An 18252-nucleotide genomic window follows, 5' to 3' on the forward strand; every position below is an offset into this window, starting at 1 on the left:
CGCGTCGCCGGCCGCAGGCTGCCTCAGCCGCTGTTCCTCAGCGCGGCGGCGATGCCGTTGATGGTGAGGTGGATGGAGCGGCGGGTGCGGTCGTGCCGGTTGCCGGCACGGAAGCGGCGCAGCAGCTCGACCTGCAGGTGGTTCAGCGGCTCCATGTAGGGGAAGCGGTTGCGGATCGAGCGGGCCAGCAGCGGATTGGTCGACAGCAGTTCCGGCGCGCCGGTGATCTGGCGTACCGCGTCCAGCGTGGCCTGCCATTCGTTGCGGATGCGGGTGAAGATGGCTTCGCGCAGCGCCTCGTCCTCCACCAGTTCGGCATAGCGGCTGGCAATCGCGATGTCGGTCTTCGACAGCACCATGTCCATGTTGGAAATGAGGGTGGCGAAGAAGGGCCACTCATGCACCATGGCCTGCAGGCGGGCCATGCCGTCCGCGTGCTGCGCGCGGTAGGCCTGCACTGCGCTGCCGAAGCCGTACCAGCCGGGCAGCATGAGCCGGCACTGCGACCACGAGAACACCCAGGGAATCGCGCGCAGGTCCTCGATGCGCTGGCCCTTTTTGCGCGAGGCCGGGCGCGAGCCGATGTTCAGTTCGGCGATCTCGGTGATGACGGTCGATTCCCAGAAGTACTTCTCGAAGCCCGGGGTTTCGTACACCAGATTGCGGTAGGCCGCGAACGCGTGACCCGACAGCTCTTCCATCGCGTCGGTGAATTCCGCCGGCGCGGCGGCTTCGCGCTTGCCCAGCAGCGTCGCTTCGAAGGTGGCCGCGGCCAGCACTTCGAGGTTGCGCCGGCCGACTTCCGGATTCGAGTATTTCGACGCGATCACTTCGCCCTGTTCGGTGATGCGGATCTGACCCTGTACCGCGCCGCCCGGCTGCGCCAGGATGGCCTGGTAGCTGGGGCCGCCGCCGCGGCCGACCGAGCCGCCGCGGCCGTGGAACAGCCGCAGCCGCACGCCGTGGCGCTTGAACACCTGCACCAGCTTGGTTTCCGCCTTGTACAGCTCCCAGCCCGAGGTGAGGAAGCCGCCGTCCTTGTTGGAATCGGAATAGCCCAGCATCACTTCCTGGGTGAGGGCACGGGCGTCCAGCAGCACGCGCCAGATCGGGATGGTGAACAGCCGGTCCATGATGCGCGGTGCGTTGCGCAGGTCGCCGATGGTTTCGAACAGCGGAATGATGTTCATCGAGGCGCGGCGCTCGTGCACGTTGAGCAGGCCGACTTCCTTCAGGATGAGCGCCACTTCCAGCATGTCGGACACGCCGTCCGCCTTGGAAATGATGTAGTTCGGCAGCGCGGCCTCGCCATACAGCCGGTGCATTTCGGCCGCGGTGCGCGCGATCGCCAGTTCGCCCTCGGTCTCGGCCGAGAACTGCATGAAGGACGAGGTGAGCGGGCGCGGCGTACCCAGTTCGTTGATCAGCACCTCGATCCGCTGTTCCTCGCGCAGTTCGAGGTAGTTGGCGCACACGTGCGCGTTGGCCAGCAGTTCCGACACCACGCGCTCATGCACGTCGGAGTTCTGCCGCAGGTCCAGCGCCGCCAGATGGAAGCCGAACACGCGCGCGGCATGACGCAGGCGGCGCAGGCGGCCGCGGGCGATCAGCGAGGACTTGTGGCCGACCAGCGATTCGTGGATCACGTCCAGGTCACGCACGAACTCTTCCGCGCTGGTGTAGGGGTCGGCGTCGCCGACCGCCTTCCACAGTGCTTCGTGCTGGTCCAGCGTGCGCGCGGTTACCGCCAGGCGGGCGTAGATGCCGGCCAGCGCACGGCGGTACAGCTCGTCCTCGCGATGCGGCGACTTGTCCGGCGCGGTGGCGGCCAGCACCCGCAGTTCGTCGCTCACGTTGTTCAGCAGCGTGGTCGGCGACAGGTCGGTGTCCAGGATGTGCACCTGGGTCAGGTAGTAATCCAGCGCCTTGGACGACTGCACGCGCAGCGTCGAACGCAGCACGTCGGCGGTGACGAAGGGATTGCCGTCACGGTCGCCGCCTATCCAGGAACCCATGCGCAGGAAGCTGCCGATCTCGCGCTTGTGCTCCGGGAAGGCCGCGGCCAGCTGGTCTTCGACCGCGTTGTAGACGCGCGGCAGTTCGCGCAGGAAGGTGTAGTCGTAGAAGGACAGGCCATTGACCACCTCGTCGGCGACCGACAGCCGGGTCCGGCGCAGCATGCGGGTCTGCCACAGCGAGGTGACGGTGCGGCGCACCGCCTCGTCGCGTTCTTCCAGCTCGTCCGGCGTCAGCCGCATGCGGTCGCGCTCGTCGATCAGCCGGGCGATCTTCATTTCCTGGCTCAGGATGCTCTTGCGCTGCACCTCGGTCGGGTGGGCAGTGAGCACCGGAACGATGAGGCCGTCGCGGAAGAAGGCGAGGATTTCCTCGGCCGGCACGTTCGCCTCCAGCGCCTTGTCCAGCGCGCTGGCCAGCGTGCCCGGCCGCGGCGGATCGCCGGCGATGGCGTGGGCGCGGGCGCGGCGGATGTGGTGCTGGTCCTCGGCGATATTGGCCAGGTGCAGGAAGTAGCTGAAGGCGCGCACCACGATGATGGTGTCGTCGTCCGACAGGCCGTTGAGCAGCTTGGCCAGTTCGGCCCGGGCATCCAGATCGTCGTTGCGGCGGAAGCGCACGCACAGCTGGCGCACGTTCTCGATCAGCTCGAACATGCGGCTGCCTTCCTGCTCGCGCACCACGTCACCGAGCATGCGGCCGAGCAGGCGGATGTCGTCGAACAGCGGCTTGTCCTTGTCGTCCGCCGAGCGGTCGTGCACCGCGACCGGCGTCTGGGCCTGTTGATTCACTGGCAATCCTTCCGAAATCAATGTCTGAATGTCTGCGCACCACCGGCCTGCACTGGCGGGGGCGCTGCGATGTTCCATCCGGGGCTGCTAGAATTCGGGCCGTGTCGCGCGCTGCCTGTAGGCACTCGTTCACGCCGGCGCGCGGTGCATTCGACTAACTGACCACCACACGCCTCTTTTCCATATGGATCATCCGGCCGGCCCGGCGGACCTCGATGCGGCAGATCGCGCGCCGTCGGTCCCGCAGCAGGAGCACCAAGCTTACCCGAAGCCCACGCGCATCGTGATCGCGTCGCGCGAGTCCCGCCTCGCCATGTGGCAGGCGGAACATGTGCGTGACAGACTGTCCTCGCTGTACCCCTCCGCGACCGTGGACATCCTCGGCATGACCACCCGCGGCGACCAGATCCTGGACCGCCCGCTTGCCAAGGTGGGCGGCAAGGGGCTGTTCGTGAAGGAACTCGAAACCGCCCTGCTCGAAGGCCGCGCCGACCTGGCCGTGCATTCGATGAAGGACGTGCCGATGACCCTGGCCGACGAATTCGCGCTGGTGGCGACGATGGAGCGCGAACTGCCGCAGGACGCCTTCGTGTCGTCCCGCTACGCCAGCCTGGACGACCTGCCGCCGGGCGCGGTGGTCGGCACCTCCAGCCTGCGGCGCGAATCGCAGCTGCGCGCCCAGTTCCCGTATCTGACGGTGAGCAGCCTGCGCGGCAATCTCGACACCCGGCTGCGCAAGCTCGATGAGGGGCAGTACGACGCCATCATCCTGGCGGCGGCCGGCCTGAAGCGGCTGGGGCTGGGCGACCGCATCCGCGCGCTGCTGCCGGTCGAACTGTCGCTGCCGGCGGCGGGTCAGGGTGCGCTGGGCATCGAGGCGCTGGCCTCGCGTCCCGAAGTGGCGGCCTGGCTGTCACCGCTGGTCTGTCCGGTCACCGAAGCCTGCGTCCGTGCCGAGCGCGCGGTGTCGCGCGCGCTGGCCGGCTCCTGCGAAGTGCCGCTGGCCGCCTACTGCGTGGTGGAGGGCGGTGCACTGTGGCTGCGTGCCCGGGTGGCCATGCCGGATGGCAGCCGCATCGCCGCCGCCGAGGTGCGCGGCAACGTCGCCCAGCCGGAAGCGCTGGCCGCGGACTGCGTGGAGGCTCTGCGGGCCGACGGCGCGCAGGCCATTCTCGACGACCTCGCCCACCCATGAAGGATCGCGGTGCGCTGGCCGGATGCGGCGTGCTGGTCAGCCGGCCGCGCGCGCAGGCGGCGGCGCTGGCGGACGCCCTGCGCGCAGCCGGTGGCGAACCGTTCGAATTTCCGCTGATCGACATCGAAGCGCTGGCCGACATGTCGGCTGTCGCCGCGGCCGATCTGGATGGTGCGGCGCTGGCGGTATTCGTGAGCGCCAACGCGGTGCGCCACGCGCTGGACACCATCCTGCCGCTGCGCGACTGGCCGGCCGCGCTGCCGGCCGCCACGGTGGGCGAACAGTCGGCGCAGGCGCTGCGCACGCGCGGCATCGCCCGCGTCATCACGCCGCAGCACCGCTACGATTCCGAGGCGCTGCTCGAACTGCCCGAACTGTCGGCCGCCGCACTGGCCGGCCGGCGGGTGCTCATCTTCCGCGGTGACGGCGGACGCGAACTGCTGGGCGACACGCTGCGCGCGCGCGGCGCGACGGTCGAGTTCATCACCTGCTACCGCCGCCTGCCGCCCGGCGACGGCGCGCCGCTGTGCGCCGCGCTGCGCGCCGGCCGGCTGCATGCGCTCACCATCACCTCGTCCGAATCGCTGCGCAATCTGGCGGCGCTGCCCGGGCTGGACTGTCTGGACGCGCTGCAGGCACTGCCGCTGTTCGCGCCGCATGCCCGCATCGCCGAACAGGCGCGCGAACGCGGCTTCCGCCGCGTGATCGAAACCGCTCCGGCCGACACCGGTCTGCTGGCCGGACTGACTGACTACTTTTCATCGCATCCGTGCGACCCGAAGCGAACGACATGAGTGAACAGATTCCGACGCCCACCCCTGCCGCCACGCCTGCCGTGACACCGGTGCCGCCCGCGAAACGCGAAGGCGTGGTGCCGCTGTGGGCGCTCGGGCTGGCCGTGCTGCTGCTGGTGGCACTGGGCGTGGCCAGCTTCTTCATGCTCACCCGCATGCGTACGCTCGAAGCCGAGCTGCACCGCCGGGTCGAGGTGGTGGGCGAACAGGCGGCGCAGGCGCGCGACGCGTCCGAACAGGAAGCCGCCGGCATCGCCACCTACGGCAACCGCCTCGGCAGCCAGGAAGTGCAGCTGGCCGAACTGCGGGCGCGCATCGAAGCCTATGAATATCTGGCGGACGACCTGGTGCGCAGTTACGACGAGCGGGTGCTGGCCGAGGTCGAGCACGCGCTGGTGCTGGGTCAGCAGCAGCTGCAGCTGGCCGGCGATGCCAAGCTGGCGCTCAGCGCGCTGTCGACCGCCGAAGCCCGTCTGGCGCGGGTGGATACCGGCCGCTTCCTGCCGCTGCGCCGCGCGATGGCCAACGACATGGAGCGCCTGCGCCGCGCGCCGATGGCCGATCTGTCCGGTCAGGCGCTGCGCATCGATACGCTGCTCGGTTCGATCGACAGCCTGCCGCTGGCGTTCGACCGCTCGCCTTCGCGTGCCGGCTCTCCGGCGCCCGCCAAGGTGGCGGCTGCGGCCGAACCGACCCTGGTCGAGCGGCTGGCGGAAGAGGTGTGGGCCGAAGTGCGCCAGCTGGTGCGCATCGAACGGCTGGACCGGCCGGACCCGGCCCTGCTGTCGCCGGAACACAGCTTCTTCCTGCGCGAGAACCTGAAGCTGCGGCTGATCAACGCCCGCATCGCGCTGCTCCAGCGCAATGGCGCAGTGTGGCGCGAGGACATGCGGCTGGCGCGCGAGTGGGTGGAGCGCTATTTCGACACCCGCGCCCGCCAGACCGACAACGCGCTGGCCACGCTGCGCCAGCTCGCCAGCGTCGATCCGGGCGAAGGTCTGCCCGGCCTCAACGAATCGATGAGCGCGCTGGCCCAGCTCAAGGCCCAGCGCCAGCGGCCCACCGTGCAGCGCGAGGAGAAGCGCTGATGGTGCGCCTGCTGCTGTGGCTGCTCGGCCTGTGCGCGCTGGCCGTGGGGCTGGTGATCGCGGCCCGTCAGAACGACGGTTTCGTGCTCATCCAGTGGTCGCCCTGGCGCATCGAACTGTCGCTCAACCTGTTCATCGTGTCGCTGCTGCTCGGCGTGGCGCTGCTGTACAGCGTGTTCCATTTCATCGACGGTCTGATGCGCATGCCGGCGCGTGCGGCCCGCTACCGCGCGCGCCAGCGCCGCCGCCGCGCGGTGACCGCGCTGCGCGACGCCGCCCGCCTGTATTTCGAAGGCCGCTACGGCCATGCCCAGCGCAGCGCCCGGGTGGCGGTCGAGGGCGGCGAATCGCCCGGCCTGGCCGCGCTGATCGGTGCCCGCGCCGCGCATGCGATGCGCGAACAGACGCAGGCTGACGAGTGGCTGCGTCAGGCCGAGCGCTTCGACGAACTGAAAACCGCGCGGCTGATGACCGAAGCCGACATCCTGACCGACCGGCGCGAATTCAGCGAGGCGCTGGAGCGCATCGACGTGCTGCAGTCCGGCGGCCAGCGCCATGTCGCCGCGCTGCGTCTGGCGATGCGGGCGCGCCGCGGTCTGGCCGACTGGAGCGGCCTGCTGCGGGTGGTGCGCCTGCTGCAGAAGCACCGCGCGCTGACGCCGGAACAGGCGGCGCCGGTGCGCCGCCAGGCGCATCTGGGGGCACTGCACGATCTCGATCCGGCCGAGCTGGACGCCTACTGGAAGGCGCTGCCGGCCGCCGAGCGCGAGGACGCGCAGGTGGTGCGCGCAATGGCCGAGGCGCTGGTGGCCGCCGGCCAGACCGCGCAGGCACGCAAGCTGATCGAATCGCGGCTGGAGCAGGGCTGGGAGTCCTCGCTGCTGGCCCTGTATGCCCACACCGACGGTGGCGACGCGCTCGGCCGCATCGCAAAGGCCGAGGCCTGGCTGCGCGATCACCCGGACGACGCCGAACTGCTGCTGGCGCTGGGCCGGCTGTGCCGTACCCAGCAGCTGTGGGGCAAGGCGCAGAGCTATCTCGAAGCGGCGCTGGCGGTGCAGCCCTCGCGTGTCGTGCATGTCGAACTGGCGCTGCTGGCCGAACACCTCGAACGACCGGAAAAGGCGCAGGCCCATTTCCGCGCGGCCGCACTGATGCGCTGAACGCGCGCAGCGCGGCTGTGTCATGATCAGGGCATGTTCTTCCGCCCGGATCCCGCATGAACAATCCTTTCGAGAACACGCCGCCGTCCGCCCCCGCGGACCCCTTCGCCAGCCCGTTCGCGGTCGACACCGCACCGCGCTCCGAGGCGCTGGTGTTTTCCGGCCGGGGCGGCGAGTACTTCGGCATCTGGATCGTCAACCTGCTGCTCACCGTGCTCACGCTGGGCATCTATTCCGCCTGGGCCAAGGTCCGGCGGCTGCAGTACTTCCATCGCCACACCACGCTGGGCGGCGCCGCCTTCGACTACCACGGCGACCCGCGCGCCATCCTCAAGGGCCGGGTGATCGGTTTCCTGCTGCTGCTCGGCTACAACATTTCGTTCGAGGTGTCGCCGCTGCTCGGCATGCTGGTGCTCGGGCTGCTCGCGGCAGTGATGCCGTTGCTGCTGATGCGTTCGCTGCGCTTCCGCGCGCTCAATACCAGCTGGCGCGGCCTGCGCTTCGGTTTCGACGGCGACCCGAAGGGGGCCTACCGGGCCTTCCTGATGTGGCCGCTGCTGTCGCTCTTCACGCTCTATCTGCTGGCGCCGATGTGGCACCAGCGCATGAAGCGCTACCAGCTGGACAACGCGCGCTTCGGCGCCACCCGTTTCCGGTTCACCGCACCGGTGTCGGCGTTCTACCGCATGTACGGCGTGTTGCTGCTTCTGCTGCTGCTGGGCATGGCGGTGATCGGCGGCATGGTGCTGCTCATGATCGAGGCCGTTGAAGGGCGTCGCGAGCTGGCGGTGCTCGTGCCGATGGCCGTGCTTGCGGGCTGGGTGGCCCTGTTCCTGCTGATCCAGCCCTATCTGACCGCGCGCCTGCAGAACCTGGTGTGGAACAGCACCCGGCTCGGCGCCCACCGCTTCGAGTCACACGCGCGGGCGCGTACGCTGTACGCGATCACGCTCACCAATCTGATCGCCATCGTGTGCACGCTGGGCTTCTTCGCGCCGTTCGCCGCCATCCGCACCGCGCGCTACCGGATCGAAAGCGTGACGCTGGTCAGTGCCGGTCCGCTGGATGATTTCGTGGCCGGACAGAAGCAGGCGGTGTCGGCCACCGGCGAAGAGACTGCAGATATTTTCGATGTCGACATCGCCCTCTGAACCGCTGACGGTTGCGGCGCTGTACTTCGATGGCCACAGCGCGCGCGCATGGCCGGCCACGCTGTCGCTGGACGGTGACGCGCTGCTGCTGGCTGCGGAAGGGCTGAGCCGCCGGGCGCCGCTGGCCAACCTGCGGCTGTCGGAACCGATGGGGGCGGCGCCCCGGCTGATCACCTTCGAAGACGGTGCCCATGCCGAAGTGAGGGATCACGCCGCGCTCGCGCGCCTGCTCGGCGCCACCGGACAGCGCGACCGGCTGACCGTGCGCAGCGCCTTCGATCTGCGCATGGTGGCCGGTGCGCTCGCGCTGCTCGTCGTCGTGCTGTGGGGCGCGGCGCGCTACGGTCTGCAGTGGGCAGCGGAAATCGCCGCACCGCGCGTGCCAGAGGCGGTGGTGGCCGGTCTGTCGCGCCAGACCCTGGAACTGATCGACGAACACATGCTCACGCCGAGCCGGCTGTCGGAAGACGAACAGTCGCGGCTGCGCGGCGTGCTGGCCGATCGCACGACGCTGCCGCATGCGCTGGTGTTCCGCCACGGCGGCGAGGTGGGCGCCAATGCCTTCGCGTTGCCGGACGGCACGCTGGTGGTGACCGACGAACTGGTCGCCCTGGCTGGCGATGACGAACGCGTGATGGCGGTGCTGATGCACGAGCTGGGTCATGTCGAACTGAGGCATGGCATGCGCATGCTGCTGCAGGGCTCGGCGGTGGCGCTGTTCATGACCTGGTATGCCGGCGACGTCAGCAGCGTGATCGCGATGGCGCCGACCGCGCTCATCCAGTCCGGCTATTCGCGCGACATGGAGCGCGAGGCGGACGACTATGCCGCCGCGGCGCTGCGCGCCCAGGGGCGCTCGCCCGCGCTGCTGGCGGACATGCTGCAGCGCCTGTCCGAATCCGCAGGCCGTGGCCGCAAGAACGGCGCTGGCTGGCTGGACAGCCACCCGGACAGCGCACAGCGCATCGAGCGGCTGCGCGGCCGCGCCTGACCCGGGCCGGCGTGCTCGCCGGTACGGTCGATCCGGGCCTTCGGGCCTCGCGTGTTGCATCGCAACGCGTTCTGAGCGCCGATTGACCTTGGTCAACGCAGGGATATCAGCCCTTCGGAATACTGCACACCACTGAATGCGATTTCACTTTCTCTGGAGTGCACAACAATGAAGGCGATCAAGTGGGTGGGAGTGGCTGCGCTGGCAGCCGTGGCCGGCGTGGCAAATGCGGCTGACGAAGGCAACTGGATGGTGCGCGCCCGCGCGCTGTACATGAATCCGGACAATGACAATTCCGGCGGCCTGAACCTGCCGATCGACGTGAAGGCCGAGAACAAGACCTTCCCGGAAATCGACATCACCTATTTCTTCACCAAGAACATCGCGGCCGAACTGATCCTGACCTACCCGCAGAAACATGACGTCGAACTGGGCGGCGTGGGCATCGGCTCGATCAAGCATCTGCCGCCGACGCTGACCCTGCAGTACCACTTCAATCCGGAAGGCACCATCCGTCCGTACGCCGGCCTGGGTCTGAACTACACCCGTTTCAGCAGCGTGGATCTCGACGCCGGCAGCGTGCTCGGCGGCAGCGTGCCGCTGCGCATCGACCGCAGCAGCTTCGGCTGGGCCGCCCAGGTGGGCGCCGACTTCCAGATCGCGCCGAAGTGGTTCTTCAACGTCGATGTGAAGTACGTGAGTATCGATACCGACATTTTCGTGAAGGGTACCGGCGCCAAGGTGACTTCGCTGAACATCGACCCGATGCTGTATTCGGTCGGTATCGGTTACCGCTTCTGAGTTCGAGCAGGTCCGTCGGCCCAGGGTCACAAGCCCGAAAGCCGGCGGGCCGCTCAGCAGTTCTTCCTGCAGTCCCGGTTCGGGCACCCATTGGGTGCCCATTTTTTTGGCTGATCGGATCGGGATGTTCGGGCTGGTAGCGGGGGCCGCTGCTGCGGCCCCCGCCGCCATGGCGGGCAAGGCCTCAACCGGCCTCATCGCGGCGAGCGCTGCCTGCCCTTGCGGGCAGCGCCTTCAGGCGAGCCAGTCGCGCGGCGGCAGGTAGTCGGTGTAGAGCTTCGCTTCCGGCGAGCCGTCTTCCGGATGCCAGTCGTAGCGCCACTTCACCACCGGCGGCATCGACATCAGGATGGATTCGGTGCGGCCGCCCGACTGCAGGCCGAACAGCGTGCCGCGGTCGAACACCAGATTGAATTCGACATAGCGGCCGCGGCGGTAGGCCTGGAAGTCGCGTTCGCGTTCGCCGTAGGGCAGGTCGCGACGGCGCTGCACGATGGGCAGATAGGCCTCGAGGAAGGCCTCGCCGACCGCCTGCGTCAGGCCGTAGGCCTGATCGAATTCCACCGTGCCGTCGGCACCCAGATCGTCGAAGAACACGCCGCCGATGCCGCGTGCCTCCTTGCGGTGCTTGAGATGGAAATACTCGTCGCACCACTGCTTGTAGCGCGCCCAGGTGTCGCTGCCGTAGGGCGCAAGCGCATCGCGGCAGGTGCGGTGGAAGTGCGCCGCGTCCTCCTCGAAACCGTAGTAGGGCGTCAGATCCATGCCGCCGCCAAACCACCACACCGCGTCGCCGTCCTGCGGCTGGGCGGTGAAGAAGCGCACGTTCAGATGCACGGTCGGCACATAGGGGTTGCGCGGGTGCAGCACCAGCGACACGCCCATCGCCTCGAACGATGCACCGGCCAGATCGGCGCGGTGGGCGGAGGCGGACGGCGGCAGGCGGTCGCCGCGCACATGCGAGAAATTGCAGCCGCCGCGCTCGAACAGCTTGCCTTCCTCGATCAGCCGGGTACGGCCGTCGCCCTGCAGGCGCTCTTCCGGGCCGCGCACCCAGCCGTCGGTCAGGAAGGGCGAGCCGTCGGCCGTTTCAAGGCCGGCGATGATGCGATCCTGGAGATCCAGCAGCCAGGCGCGGACCTGTTCCGCCCGCGTACTCATCGCCGCACCGCCCGGTGGCCGATGTCGCGGCGGAACTGGGCGCCGTCGAACTGGATCTGGTCGCACAGCGCGTAGGCGGCGCGTTGCGCCTGTTTCACCGTGTCGCCGAGTGCGGTCACGCACAGCACGCGGCCGCCGCTGGTGACCACCGCTTCATCCTGATTTGCGGTGCCGGCGTGGAACACGTGGCTGTCCTCGGTGGCGGCCGGCAGTCCGGTGATGACGTCACCCTTGCGCGGCGCTTCCGGATAGCCGGCCGACGCCATCACGACGCCGAGCGCCACCCGGCGGTCCCAGTCGGTGCTGGCTTCGGACAGGCGATACTCCAGCGCCGCCTCGACCAGATCGACCAGATCGGTCTTCAGCCGCATCATGATGGGCTGGGTTTCCGGGTCGCCCATGCGACAGTTGAATTCCAGCACCTTGATGTCGCCCTCCGGCGAAATCATCAGGCCGGCGTACAGGAAGCCGGTGTAGGGCAGGCCGTCCAGCGCCATGCCGGTGAGCACAGGCTGGATCACCTCGCGCATCACGCGTGCATGGATTTCCGGCGTGACCACCGGTGCCGGGGAATAGGCGCCCATGCCGCCGGTGTTCGGGCCGGCGTCGCCGTCGAGCAGGCGCTTGTGGTCCTGGCTGGTGGCCAGCGGCAGCGCGCTCTGGCCGTCGCACATGACGATGAAGCTGGCTTCCTCGCCGTGCAGGAACTCCTCGATCACCACCCGCGACTTGCCACCGTCGTCGCCCGGCAGCATGGCGCCGATGGCAGCGTGCGCCTCGGTCAGCGTCATCGCCACCACCACGCCCTTGCCGGCGGCCAGGCCGTCGGCCTTGATCACGATGGGCGCACCCTTCTCGTCGACATAGGCGCGCGCCGCGGCCGCGTCGGTGAAGGTCTGGTACCAGGCGGTCGGGATGTTGTTGCGCACCATGAACTGCTTGGCGAAGTCCTTGGAGCTTTCCAGCTGGGCCGCCTTGCGGGTCGGGCCGAACACCTTCAGGCCGCGCACCCGGAAACAGTCCACGACGCCAGCGGCCAGCGGCGCTTCCGGGCCGACCACGGTGAAGGCGATGTTCTCGTTCTCGACGAAGCTGATCAGCTCGGCGAAATCGGTGATCGGCAGATTCTCGATATTGGGTTCGAGTGCGGTGCCGGCATTGCCCGGCGCCACATAGACCTTCTGCACGCGCGGGCTCTGCGCGAGTTTCCAGGCGATGGCGTGTTCGCGGCCGCCCGAACCGATGACCAGCAGTTTCATGTCGCGTCCTTCCTCAATCGTGCGCGGGTACAGCTCAGTGACGGAAGTGGCGGGTGCCGGTGAATACCATGGCCAGACCATGCTCGTCGGCGGCGGCGATCACTTCCTCGTCGCGCATGCTGCCGCCCGGCTGGATGATGGCTTTCGCGCCGGCTTCGGCCAGCACGTCCACACCATCGCGGAACGGGAAGAAGGCGTCGGACGCCACCACCGAACCGGCGATGGTCAGGCCGGCGTGTTCCGCCTTGATCCGTGCGATGCGCGTCGAGTCAACGCGGCTCATCTGGCCGGCGCCGACACCGACCGTTGCGCCGTCGCGGCAATACACGATGGCGTTCGACTTCACGTACATGGCGACGCGCCAGGCGAAGGTGAGGTCAGTCATTTCCTGTGCGGTCGGCGCGCGCTTCGTGACCACCTTGAGGCGACCTTCCAGCGATTCCGGTTCGTCCGCGGTCTGGATCAGCAGGCCGGAGCCGACCCGCTTCACGTCATGCAGGTTGCGGCCGCGCGCCCAGGCGGTCGCGCCCTTCGGATCGACGCCGTCGAGCGGAATTTCCAGCACGCGCACATTGGCCTTGGCGGCCAGCAGTTTCAGCGCGTCGGCGGTGAAGGCCGGCGCCATCAGCACTTCGACGAACTGGCCGCTGACCGCTTCGGCGGTGGCGGCGTCGACCGGGGTGTTGAAGGCGATGATGCCGCCGAAGGCCGAGGTCGGATCGGTGGCGAAGGCCTTGCGATAGGCCTCAAGCGGGGTGGCGCCGAGCGCCACGCCACAGGGATTGGCGTGCTTGACGATGACGCAGGCGCCGGTGTCGAAGCTCTTGACGCATTCCCAGGCGGCGTCGCCGTCGGCGATGTTGTTGTACGACAGTTCCTTGCCCTGCAGCTGTTTCGCGCTGACCAGCGAACCCGGCGCCGGGTAGAGGTCGCGGTAGAAGGCGGCGCGCTGGTGCGGGTTTTCGCCGTAGCGCAGGTCCTGGATCTTGACGAAGCGGCCGTTCGACTGCGCCGGGAACTCGCTGCGCGTGCCGTCGGCGTTCAGCGCCGACAGGTAGTCGCTGATCGCCGCGTCGTAGTTCGAAATGCGGTTGAACGCGGCCACCGACAGCGCGAAGCGGGTGGCGTCGGACAGCGCGCCGGTCGCGCGCAGTTCGTCGAGCACGCCGGCGTACTGCGAGGCGTCGGTCAGCACGCCGACACCACGCCAGTTCTTGGCGGCGGAGCGCACCATGGCCGGGCCGCCGATGTCGATGTTCTCGATCGCGTCTTCCAGCGTGCAGCCGGCCTTGGCCACGGTCGCCTCGAACGGGTACAGATTCACCACCAGCAGATCGATGGTCGGAATGTCGTGTTCCGCCAGCGCCTGCATGTGGGCCTCGACTTCACGCCGGGCGAGCAGGCCGCCGTGGATGCGCGGGTGCAGCGTCTTCACGCGGCCATCCAGCATTTCCGGGAAGCCGGTGTGGTCGGCCACCTCGGTCACCTTCAGGCCGGCGTTGGCCAGCAGTTGTGCGGTGCCGCCGGTGGACAGCAGTTCGATGCCGAGCCCGGTCAGGGCGGTGGCGAATTCAACGATGCCGGTCTTGTCGGACACGCTGATCAATGCACGCTGTACTTTCATGCGCTATTCCGGTGGGAAGTTGAGGAATGGGGTCAGGACTCTGGACGGCGGGCGTCAGAGCATGCCGTGGTCGGTGAGCTTGCGACGCAGCGTATTGCGGTTCATGCCCAGCATGTCGGCGGCGCGGGTCTGGTTGCCTTCGGCTTCACGCATGACCACCTCGAGCATCGGGCGCTCCATCTGGCGCAGCACCATGTCATAGAGGCCGCTCGGCGGTTCCCCGTCCAGATCACGGAAATATCGTTCCAGCGAGTGTCTTACGCACTCGGCAATGTCACTGCGTCCGCTCATGGCGGCGTCTCCCTGATGGTCGGTGCTGAGTGCGCCCGGTCGGGCGTTCAGGCGGCCAGTTCCTGCGCGTCGTCGTCGGCATCCGGCTCGTAGGCGAGCCTGTCGTTGTCGGCCGCCATGCGGCCGAAGAACTCGTCGATCGCCGCCATCTGCGCGTCCGTCGTTTCCAGACGGTTCATCGCGTGGCGGAAGGCGGCCGATCCGACCAGTCCCTTGGTGTACCAGGAGATGTGCTTGCGGGCGATGCGCAGGCCGCTCTCGGCGCCGTAAAAACCGTACAGGTCTTCAACGTGCTCGCGGCACACGCGGTGGATTTCGCTCACCTCGGGCGGCGCCAGCAGTTCGCCGGTGGCCAGGAAGTGCTCGATCTCGCGGAATATCCAGGGGCGGCCCTGGGCGGCGCGGCCGACCATGACGCCGTCAGCGCCGCTGATGTCCAGCACTTCGCGTGCCTTCTGCGGCGTGGTGATGTCGCCGTTGGCGATCACCGGAATGCTGACCGCCGCCTTCACGGTGCGGATGGTGTCGTACTCGGCGTGGCCGGTGTACTGGTCGGCCCGGGTACGGCCGTGGATGGCCAGCGCGCGGATGCCGCACTGTTCGGCCATGCGCGCCAGCATCGGCGCGTTCTTGTTCGCGCGGTTCCAGCCGGTGCGCATCTTCAGCGTGACCGGCGTGTCCGGCACCGCCTGCACCACCGCCTCCAGGATGCGCGCGACCAGCGGTTCGTCCTGCATCAGCGCGGAGCCGGCCATCACGTTGCAGATCTTCTTGGCCGGACAGCCCATGTTGATGTCGATGATCTGGGCGCCGCGGTCCACGTTGTGGCGGGCGGCGTCGGCCATCATCTTCGGGTCGGCGCCGGCGATCTGCACCGAGATCGGTGCCACCTCGCCGTCGTGGTTCGCCCGACGCTGGGTCTTCGCGCTGCCGTACAGCAGCGAGTTGGAGGTGACCATTTCGGACACTGCGAGTCCGGCGCCCAGCTTCTTGCACAGCTGGCGGAAGGGGCGGTCGGTCACGCCGGCCATGGGCGCGACGAACAGATTGTTTCGCAGATTGAAGCCGACGAACTGCATGCTTGGACGGGGCGGTGGACAAACGGGCAAGGGCGGGATTCTACCGCGATGCGGCGGCGCGGCGAAATGTCGCGCCATCGGGCGTGCGGCCTGTCACTCATTCCGTGGCGGGGACGCCGAAGGCGGTGTCCAGGTCACGCTGCAGATCCGGCCGCGCGGCCAGCACGCGACGTGTTTCACCGGCCCAGTCGGCGGCCGCGGCGGCTGGCGTGAGCAGGCGGCCGAAGTCGTCATCCGGCGGCGTGACCGGCGCCAGTGCCCGGGCCAGCATGCGCGCACCGAGCGTGGCCTTGAAATGGCCGCCTTCCCAGTAGCCGCGGGTGATGGTGCGTCGGTCGCCGGCAGCCGGCACTGCTTCCGCTCGGTCCGCACCCGGCAGCGAGAAGTCCCAGGCACGCACCTGTACGCCGCGCGCCGCCGCGGCGGCCACGGTGTCGGCCACCACCCGCTTCCAGTCGCTCACTTCGCGATCCATCCGCTCGCGCGCCAGCGCGCCGAGGATGTGCATGTGATAGGGGTAGGTCATGACCTCGACCCGCATGCCGTGCTCGCCGGCGATGTCGAGCAGGCGCCGCAGGGCCACGAAATCCTCGGTCGCCGGCAGATCCTGCGGCCAGTGACGGCCACGGATGCGCTTCACGTTCTCTGCCGCCCGCTGGCGGAACAGCGCCCGGTAGCCATCACGGGCGGCCAGCGCGACATAGTCGTGCAGCGGATTGAAGCCGTCGTCGCGCAGCGTGGCGGCAAAGCGGTCGCGCTGCGCGTAAAGCGTGCGTACGCTGTCGGTGGTGGCGGCCAGCGTGATCAGGCTCTGCGTCATCACCGTGCGCTGGCGCTGCCAGGCATCGGTGCGCGGATACCACTTTCCATCGCCGTCCGGCGGATTCAGCGCGTCGAACAGTTCCACCCCCACCACCAGCAGCCGCGGCCGGATGCCGGCTTCCAGCAGCGTTTCCAGATAGCGCACCTGGCTGGTCAGCGCAGCGCCTGGCTCCGCCATGTTGAAGGGCCGCGCAGCGAGTGCCGTCAGTGCCGGGTCGGACGGGTCAAGACCGATGTCCGCGCGTGAATTGCCGAGGATGAGCGCGTCCGGCGCCCGGCGCAGCGCACGCGACAGCTTCAGTTCGCCGAGAAGGCGTTCGGGCCGGATCTTGACCGCGTTCACGCCCTCGAAGCGCGGGCCGTCGTGCAGGCCCCAGGGATCGATCAGGCGGTTGAAGGCCACCGCCAGCCCCATGGCCAGCAGCAGCGTGAGCAGCCAGATGCGGGCGAATCGCGTGCGTGGCGCCATCACTCAGAACTGGAAGTAGAGGAATTCGGACGGTCGCGACAGCGACAGCACGCACACCGTGCTGGCCAGGCCCAGGCCGACTGCCCACCGTCTGCTCAGCCGGAAACGCAGGCCGCCGGACGGTGCCACGCGTTCGATGGCCGGACGCAGCCTGGCGTGGATCTGCTGGGTGTTCGGGCACAGGAAGGCGATCAGTGCGGCCACTGTCACCCAGCCCCAGGTGGCGATGAACTGCTCGCCGCCGCCCGGATGGAAGCGGACACCGGCGGCCGCCAGCATCGGGGCGGCACCGCCGGTCAGCCGTCCCACCGCCTCGGGCAGCGCCACGCCGTGCAGGCCGGCCATGCCGGCAAGCAGGTCGAGTGCGCCGTGCAGCGTGGTGGCCCGGAAAAACACCCAGGCCACCACCACCGCGGCGAAGGTCAGCGCCACCGCCAGCGGTCGCGGCAGCCGGAAACGGGCGGACCAGGCGTGCTGCACGCACAGATAGGCGCCGTGCAGTCCGCCCCACAGCAGGAAGTTCCAGCCTGCGCCGTGCCAGAGGCCGCCGAGCAGCATGGTGGTCATCAGGTTGGCGTAGCGCCGCACCGGTCCGTGCTTGTTGCCGCCGAGCGGGATGTAGAGGTAGTCGCGCAGGAAGCGCGACAGCGTCATGTGCCAGCGCCGCCAGAAGTCGGAAATCGTCGCCGCCTTGTAGGGCGAATCGAAGTTCAGCGGCAGCTTCACGCCGAACAGCCGCGACAGGCCGATCGCCATGTCGGAATAGCCGGAGAAGTCGAAGTAGAGCTGGAAGGTATAGGCCAGCACGCCGCCCCATGCGGTCAGCAGCCCGGGATGTGCGTCACCCTCGAACACCGCACCGGCGAGCGGTGCCAGGTTGTCGGCCAGCAGCACCTTCTTGGCCAGGCCGAACACGAAAATGCTGCTGCCGATCAGGACGTTGTTGAGCCGCAGCCGGTAATTCCGCGCCTGTTCGAACTGCGACATCATTTCGCCGTGATGCAGCACCGGGCCGGCGATCAGGTGCGGGAAGTAGGTGACGAACAGCGCGTAATGGACCAGCCGCGTTTCGTGCACCTTGCCGGCCCAGGCATCGACCAGGAAGGCGATCTGGGTGAAGGTGAAGAAGGAAATGCCCAGCGGCAGGATCAGTTCGGGCACCGGCAGGCCGAGGCCGGCCAGACGGTTGGCGCTGTCGATGAACAGCGCGCTGTATTTGTACACCACCAGCAGCGCCAGATCGGCCCCGATGCCCAGCGCGAGCAGGCGGCCGGCGGCGGGCCGGCCGGTACGGGCGGCGATGGCACGCCCGGTCGCGTAGTTGAACAGGATGGAGCCCAGCAGCAGCGGCAGGTAGCGTGCGTCCCACCAGCCGTAGAAGAACAGCGAAGCGAGCGTCAGCCAGCCGGCCGCCAGCGTGACCGAACGCCGTCCGAGCAGGACGTAGCCGGCCAGCGCGACCGGCAGGAAGGCGAACAGAAAGGCGTAGGAATTGAACAGCATGCGCGGTGCCGGCGTGGGGTGCGACGCATTCTAGGCAGCCGCCCCCGTGCCGGC

At 68.6% G+C, this 18252-nt stretch carries 15 protein-coding genes; 7 read left to right on the forward strand and 8 right to left on the reverse strand.

Annotated features, from left to right (window positions below):
- Window positions 1–23 precede the first annotated feature (23 nt).
- On the reverse strand, window positions 24–2807 hold the full coding sequence (ppc, locus tag METUNV1_RS18780; RefSeq protein ID WP_008064512.1) for a phosphoenolpyruvate carboxylase: 2784 nt from the start codon (window positions 2805–2807) through the stop codon (window positions 24–26).
- A gap of 184 nt (window positions 2808–2991) precedes the next feature.
- Between ppc and hemC the strand changes: the two genes are divergently transcribed.
- From hemC to METUNV1_RS18815, 7 genes are all read left to right on the forward strand, one after another.
- A complete protein-coding gene (gene hemC / locus METUNV1_RS18785; protein WP_008064513.1) occupies window positions 2992–4002 on the forward strand; it encodes a hydroxymethylbilane synthase in 1011 nt (336 codons plus the stop codon).
- Window positions 3999–4796 (forward strand): uroporphyrinogen-III synthase, encoded by a 798-nt coding sequence (locus METUNV1_RS18790; protein WP_008064515.1) that lies wholly within the window; start codon window positions 3999–4001, stop codon window positions 4794–4796. Before hemC ends, METUNV1_RS18790 begins: the two co-directional genes overlap by 4 nt.
- Window positions 4793–5884, forward strand: a complete 1092-nt coding sequence (locus METUNV1_RS18795; protein ID WP_008064518.1) for a uroporphyrinogen-III C-methyltransferase — start codon at window positions 4793–4795, stop codon at window positions 5882–5884. The genes METUNV1_RS18790 and METUNV1_RS18795 overlap by 4 nt, the downstream gene beginning before the upstream one ends.
- Window positions 5884–7047 carry a heme biosynthesis HemY N-terminal domain-containing protein gene (locus tag METUNV1_RS18800; protein WP_008064519.1) on the forward strand — a complete coding sequence of 388 codons (1164 nt, stop codon included), beginning with the start codon at window positions 5884–5886 and terminating at the stop codon, window positions 7045–7047. The genes METUNV1_RS18795 and METUNV1_RS18800 overlap by 1 nt, the downstream gene beginning before the upstream one ends.
- A gap of 56 nt (window positions 7048–7103) precedes the next feature.
- Window positions 7104–8198, forward strand: coding sequence for a YjgN family protein (locus tag METUNV1_RS18805; RefSeq protein WP_008064521.1), 1095 nt, complete (start codon window positions 7104–7106; stop codon window positions 8196–8198).
- Window positions 8179–9189 (forward strand): M48 family metallopeptidase, encoded by a 1011-nt coding sequence (locus METUNV1_RS18810; protein WP_008064522.1) that lies wholly within the window; start codon window positions 8179–8181, stop codon window positions 9187–9189. The genes METUNV1_RS18805 and METUNV1_RS18810 overlap by 20 nt, the downstream gene beginning before the upstream one ends.
- A 168-nt stretch (window positions 9190–9357) precedes the next feature.
- Complete coding sequence (locus METUNV1_RS18815; protein ID WP_008064523.1) at window positions 9358–9990, forward strand: OmpW/AlkL family protein; 633 nt, start codon at window positions 9358–9360, stop codon at window positions 9988–9990.
- A 234-nt stretch (window positions 9991–10224) separates the two neighbouring features.
- Here METUNV1_RS18815 and hemF read toward each other — a convergent pair whose 3' ends face one another.
- The 7 genes from hemF to METUNV1_RS18850 form a co-directional block, all read right to left on the reverse strand.
- A complete protein-coding gene (gene hemF / locus METUNV1_RS18820) occupies window positions 10225–11151 on the reverse strand; it encodes an oxygen-dependent coproporphyrinogen oxidase (protein ID WP_008064524.1) in 927 nt (308 codons plus the stop codon).
- Window positions 11148–12410 (reverse strand): phosphoribosylamine--glycine ligase, encoded by a 1263-nt coding sequence (purD, locus tag METUNV1_RS18825; protein ID WP_008064525.1) that lies wholly within the window; start codon window positions 12408–12410, stop codon window positions 11148–11150. Before purD ends, hemF begins: the two co-directional genes overlap by 4 nt.
- Before the next feature lie 34 nt (window positions 12411–12444).
- Window positions 12445–14034 (reverse strand): bifunctional phosphoribosylaminoimidazolecarboxamide formyltransferase/IMP cyclohydrolase, encoded by a 1590-nt coding sequence (gene purH, locus METUNV1_RS18830; protein ID WP_008064527.1) that lies wholly within the window; start codon window positions 14032–14034, stop codon window positions 12445–12447.
- Window positions 14035–14088: 54 nt separating this feature from the next.
- Complete coding sequence (locus METUNV1_RS18835) at window positions 14089–14325, reverse strand: Fis family transcriptional regulator (RefSeq protein WP_008064530.1); 237 nt, start codon at window positions 14323–14325, stop codon at window positions 14089–14091.
- Between the two features lie 47 nt (window positions 14326–14372).
- The gene (gene dusB / locus METUNV1_RS18840; RefSeq protein WP_008064534.1) at window positions 14373–15404 is read right to left on the reverse strand and encodes a tRNA dihydrouridine synthase DusB; all 1032 of its coding nucleotides are present in this window, start codon (window positions 15402–15404) and stop codon (window positions 14373–14375) included.
- Between the two features lie 97 nt (window positions 15405–15501).
- Window positions 15502–16695 (reverse strand): hypothetical protein, encoded by a 1194-nt coding sequence (locus METUNV1_RS18845; RefSeq protein ID WP_008064536.1) that lies wholly within the window; start codon window positions 16693–16695, stop codon window positions 15502–15504.
- A gap of 3 nt (window positions 16696–16698) precedes the next feature.
- Window positions 16699–18198, reverse strand: coding sequence for an MBOAT family O-acyltransferase (locus tag METUNV1_RS18850; RefSeq protein ID WP_008064538.1), 1500 nt, complete (start codon window positions 18196–18198; stop codon window positions 16699–16701).
- Between the last annotated feature and the right edge of the window lie 54 nt (window positions 18199–18252).

Source organism: Methyloversatilis universalis FAM5, assembly GCF_000214035.2.
Classification (GTDB): domain Bacteria; phylum Pseudomonadota; class Gammaproteobacteria; order Burkholderiales; family Rhodocyclaceae; genus Methyloversatilis; species Methyloversatilis universalis.

Coding starts and splice junctions, on each gene's coding strand:
- hemC (WP_008064513.1), top strand. CDS start 2,992: ATGGATCATCCGGCCGGCCCGGCGGACCTCGATGCGGCAGATCGCGCG.
- METUNV1_RS18795 (WP_008064518.1), top strand. CDS start 4,793: ATGAGTGAACAGATTCCGACGCCCACCCCTGCCGCCACGCCTGCCGTG.
- METUNV1_RS18835 (WP_008064530.1), bottom strand. CDS start 14,325: ATGAGCGGACGCAGTGACATTGCCGAGTGCGTAAGACACTCGCTGGAA.
- METUNV1_RS18790 (WP_008064515.1), top strand. CDS start 3,999: ATGAAGGATCGCGGTGCGCTGGCCGGATGCGGCGTGCTGGTCAGCCGG.
- METUNV1_RS18810 (WP_008064522.1), top strand. CDS start 8,179: ATGTCGACATCGCCCTCTGAACCGCTGACGGTTGCGGCGCTGTACTTC.
- METUNV1_RS18800 (WP_008064519.1), top strand. CDS start 5,884: ATGGTGCGCCTGCTGCTGTGGCTGCTCGGCCTGTGCGCGCTGGCCGTG.
- METUNV1_RS18845 (WP_008064536.1), bottom strand. CDS start 16,695: ATGGCGCCACGCACGCGATTCGCCCGCATCTGGCTGCTCACGCTGCTG.
- purD (WP_008064525.1), bottom strand. CDS start 12,410: ATGAAACTGCTGGTCATCGGTTCGGGCGGCCGCGAACACGCCATCGCC.
- METUNV1_RS18805 (WP_008064521.1), top strand. CDS start 7,104: ATGAACAATCCTTTCGAGAACACGCCGCCGTCCGCCCCCGCGGACCCC.
- purH (WP_008064527.1), bottom strand. CDS start 14,034: ATGAAAGTACAGCGTGCATTGATCAGCGTGTCCGACAAGACCGGCATC.
- METUNV1_RS18850 (WP_008064538.1), bottom strand. CDS start 18,198: ATGCTGTTCAATTCCTACGCCTTTCTGTTCGCCTTCCTGCCGGTCGCG.
- dusB (WP_008064534.1), bottom strand. CDS start 15,404: ATGCAGTTCGTCGGCTTCAATCTGCGAAACAATCTGTTCGTCGCGCCC.
- METUNV1_RS18815 (WP_008064523.1), top strand. CDS start 9,358: ATGAAGGCGATCAAGTGGGTGGGAGTGGCTGCGCTGGCAGCCGTGGCC.
- hemF (WP_008064524.1), bottom strand. CDS start 11,151: ATGAGTACGCGGGCGGAACAGGTCCGCGCCTGGCTGCTGGATCTCCAG.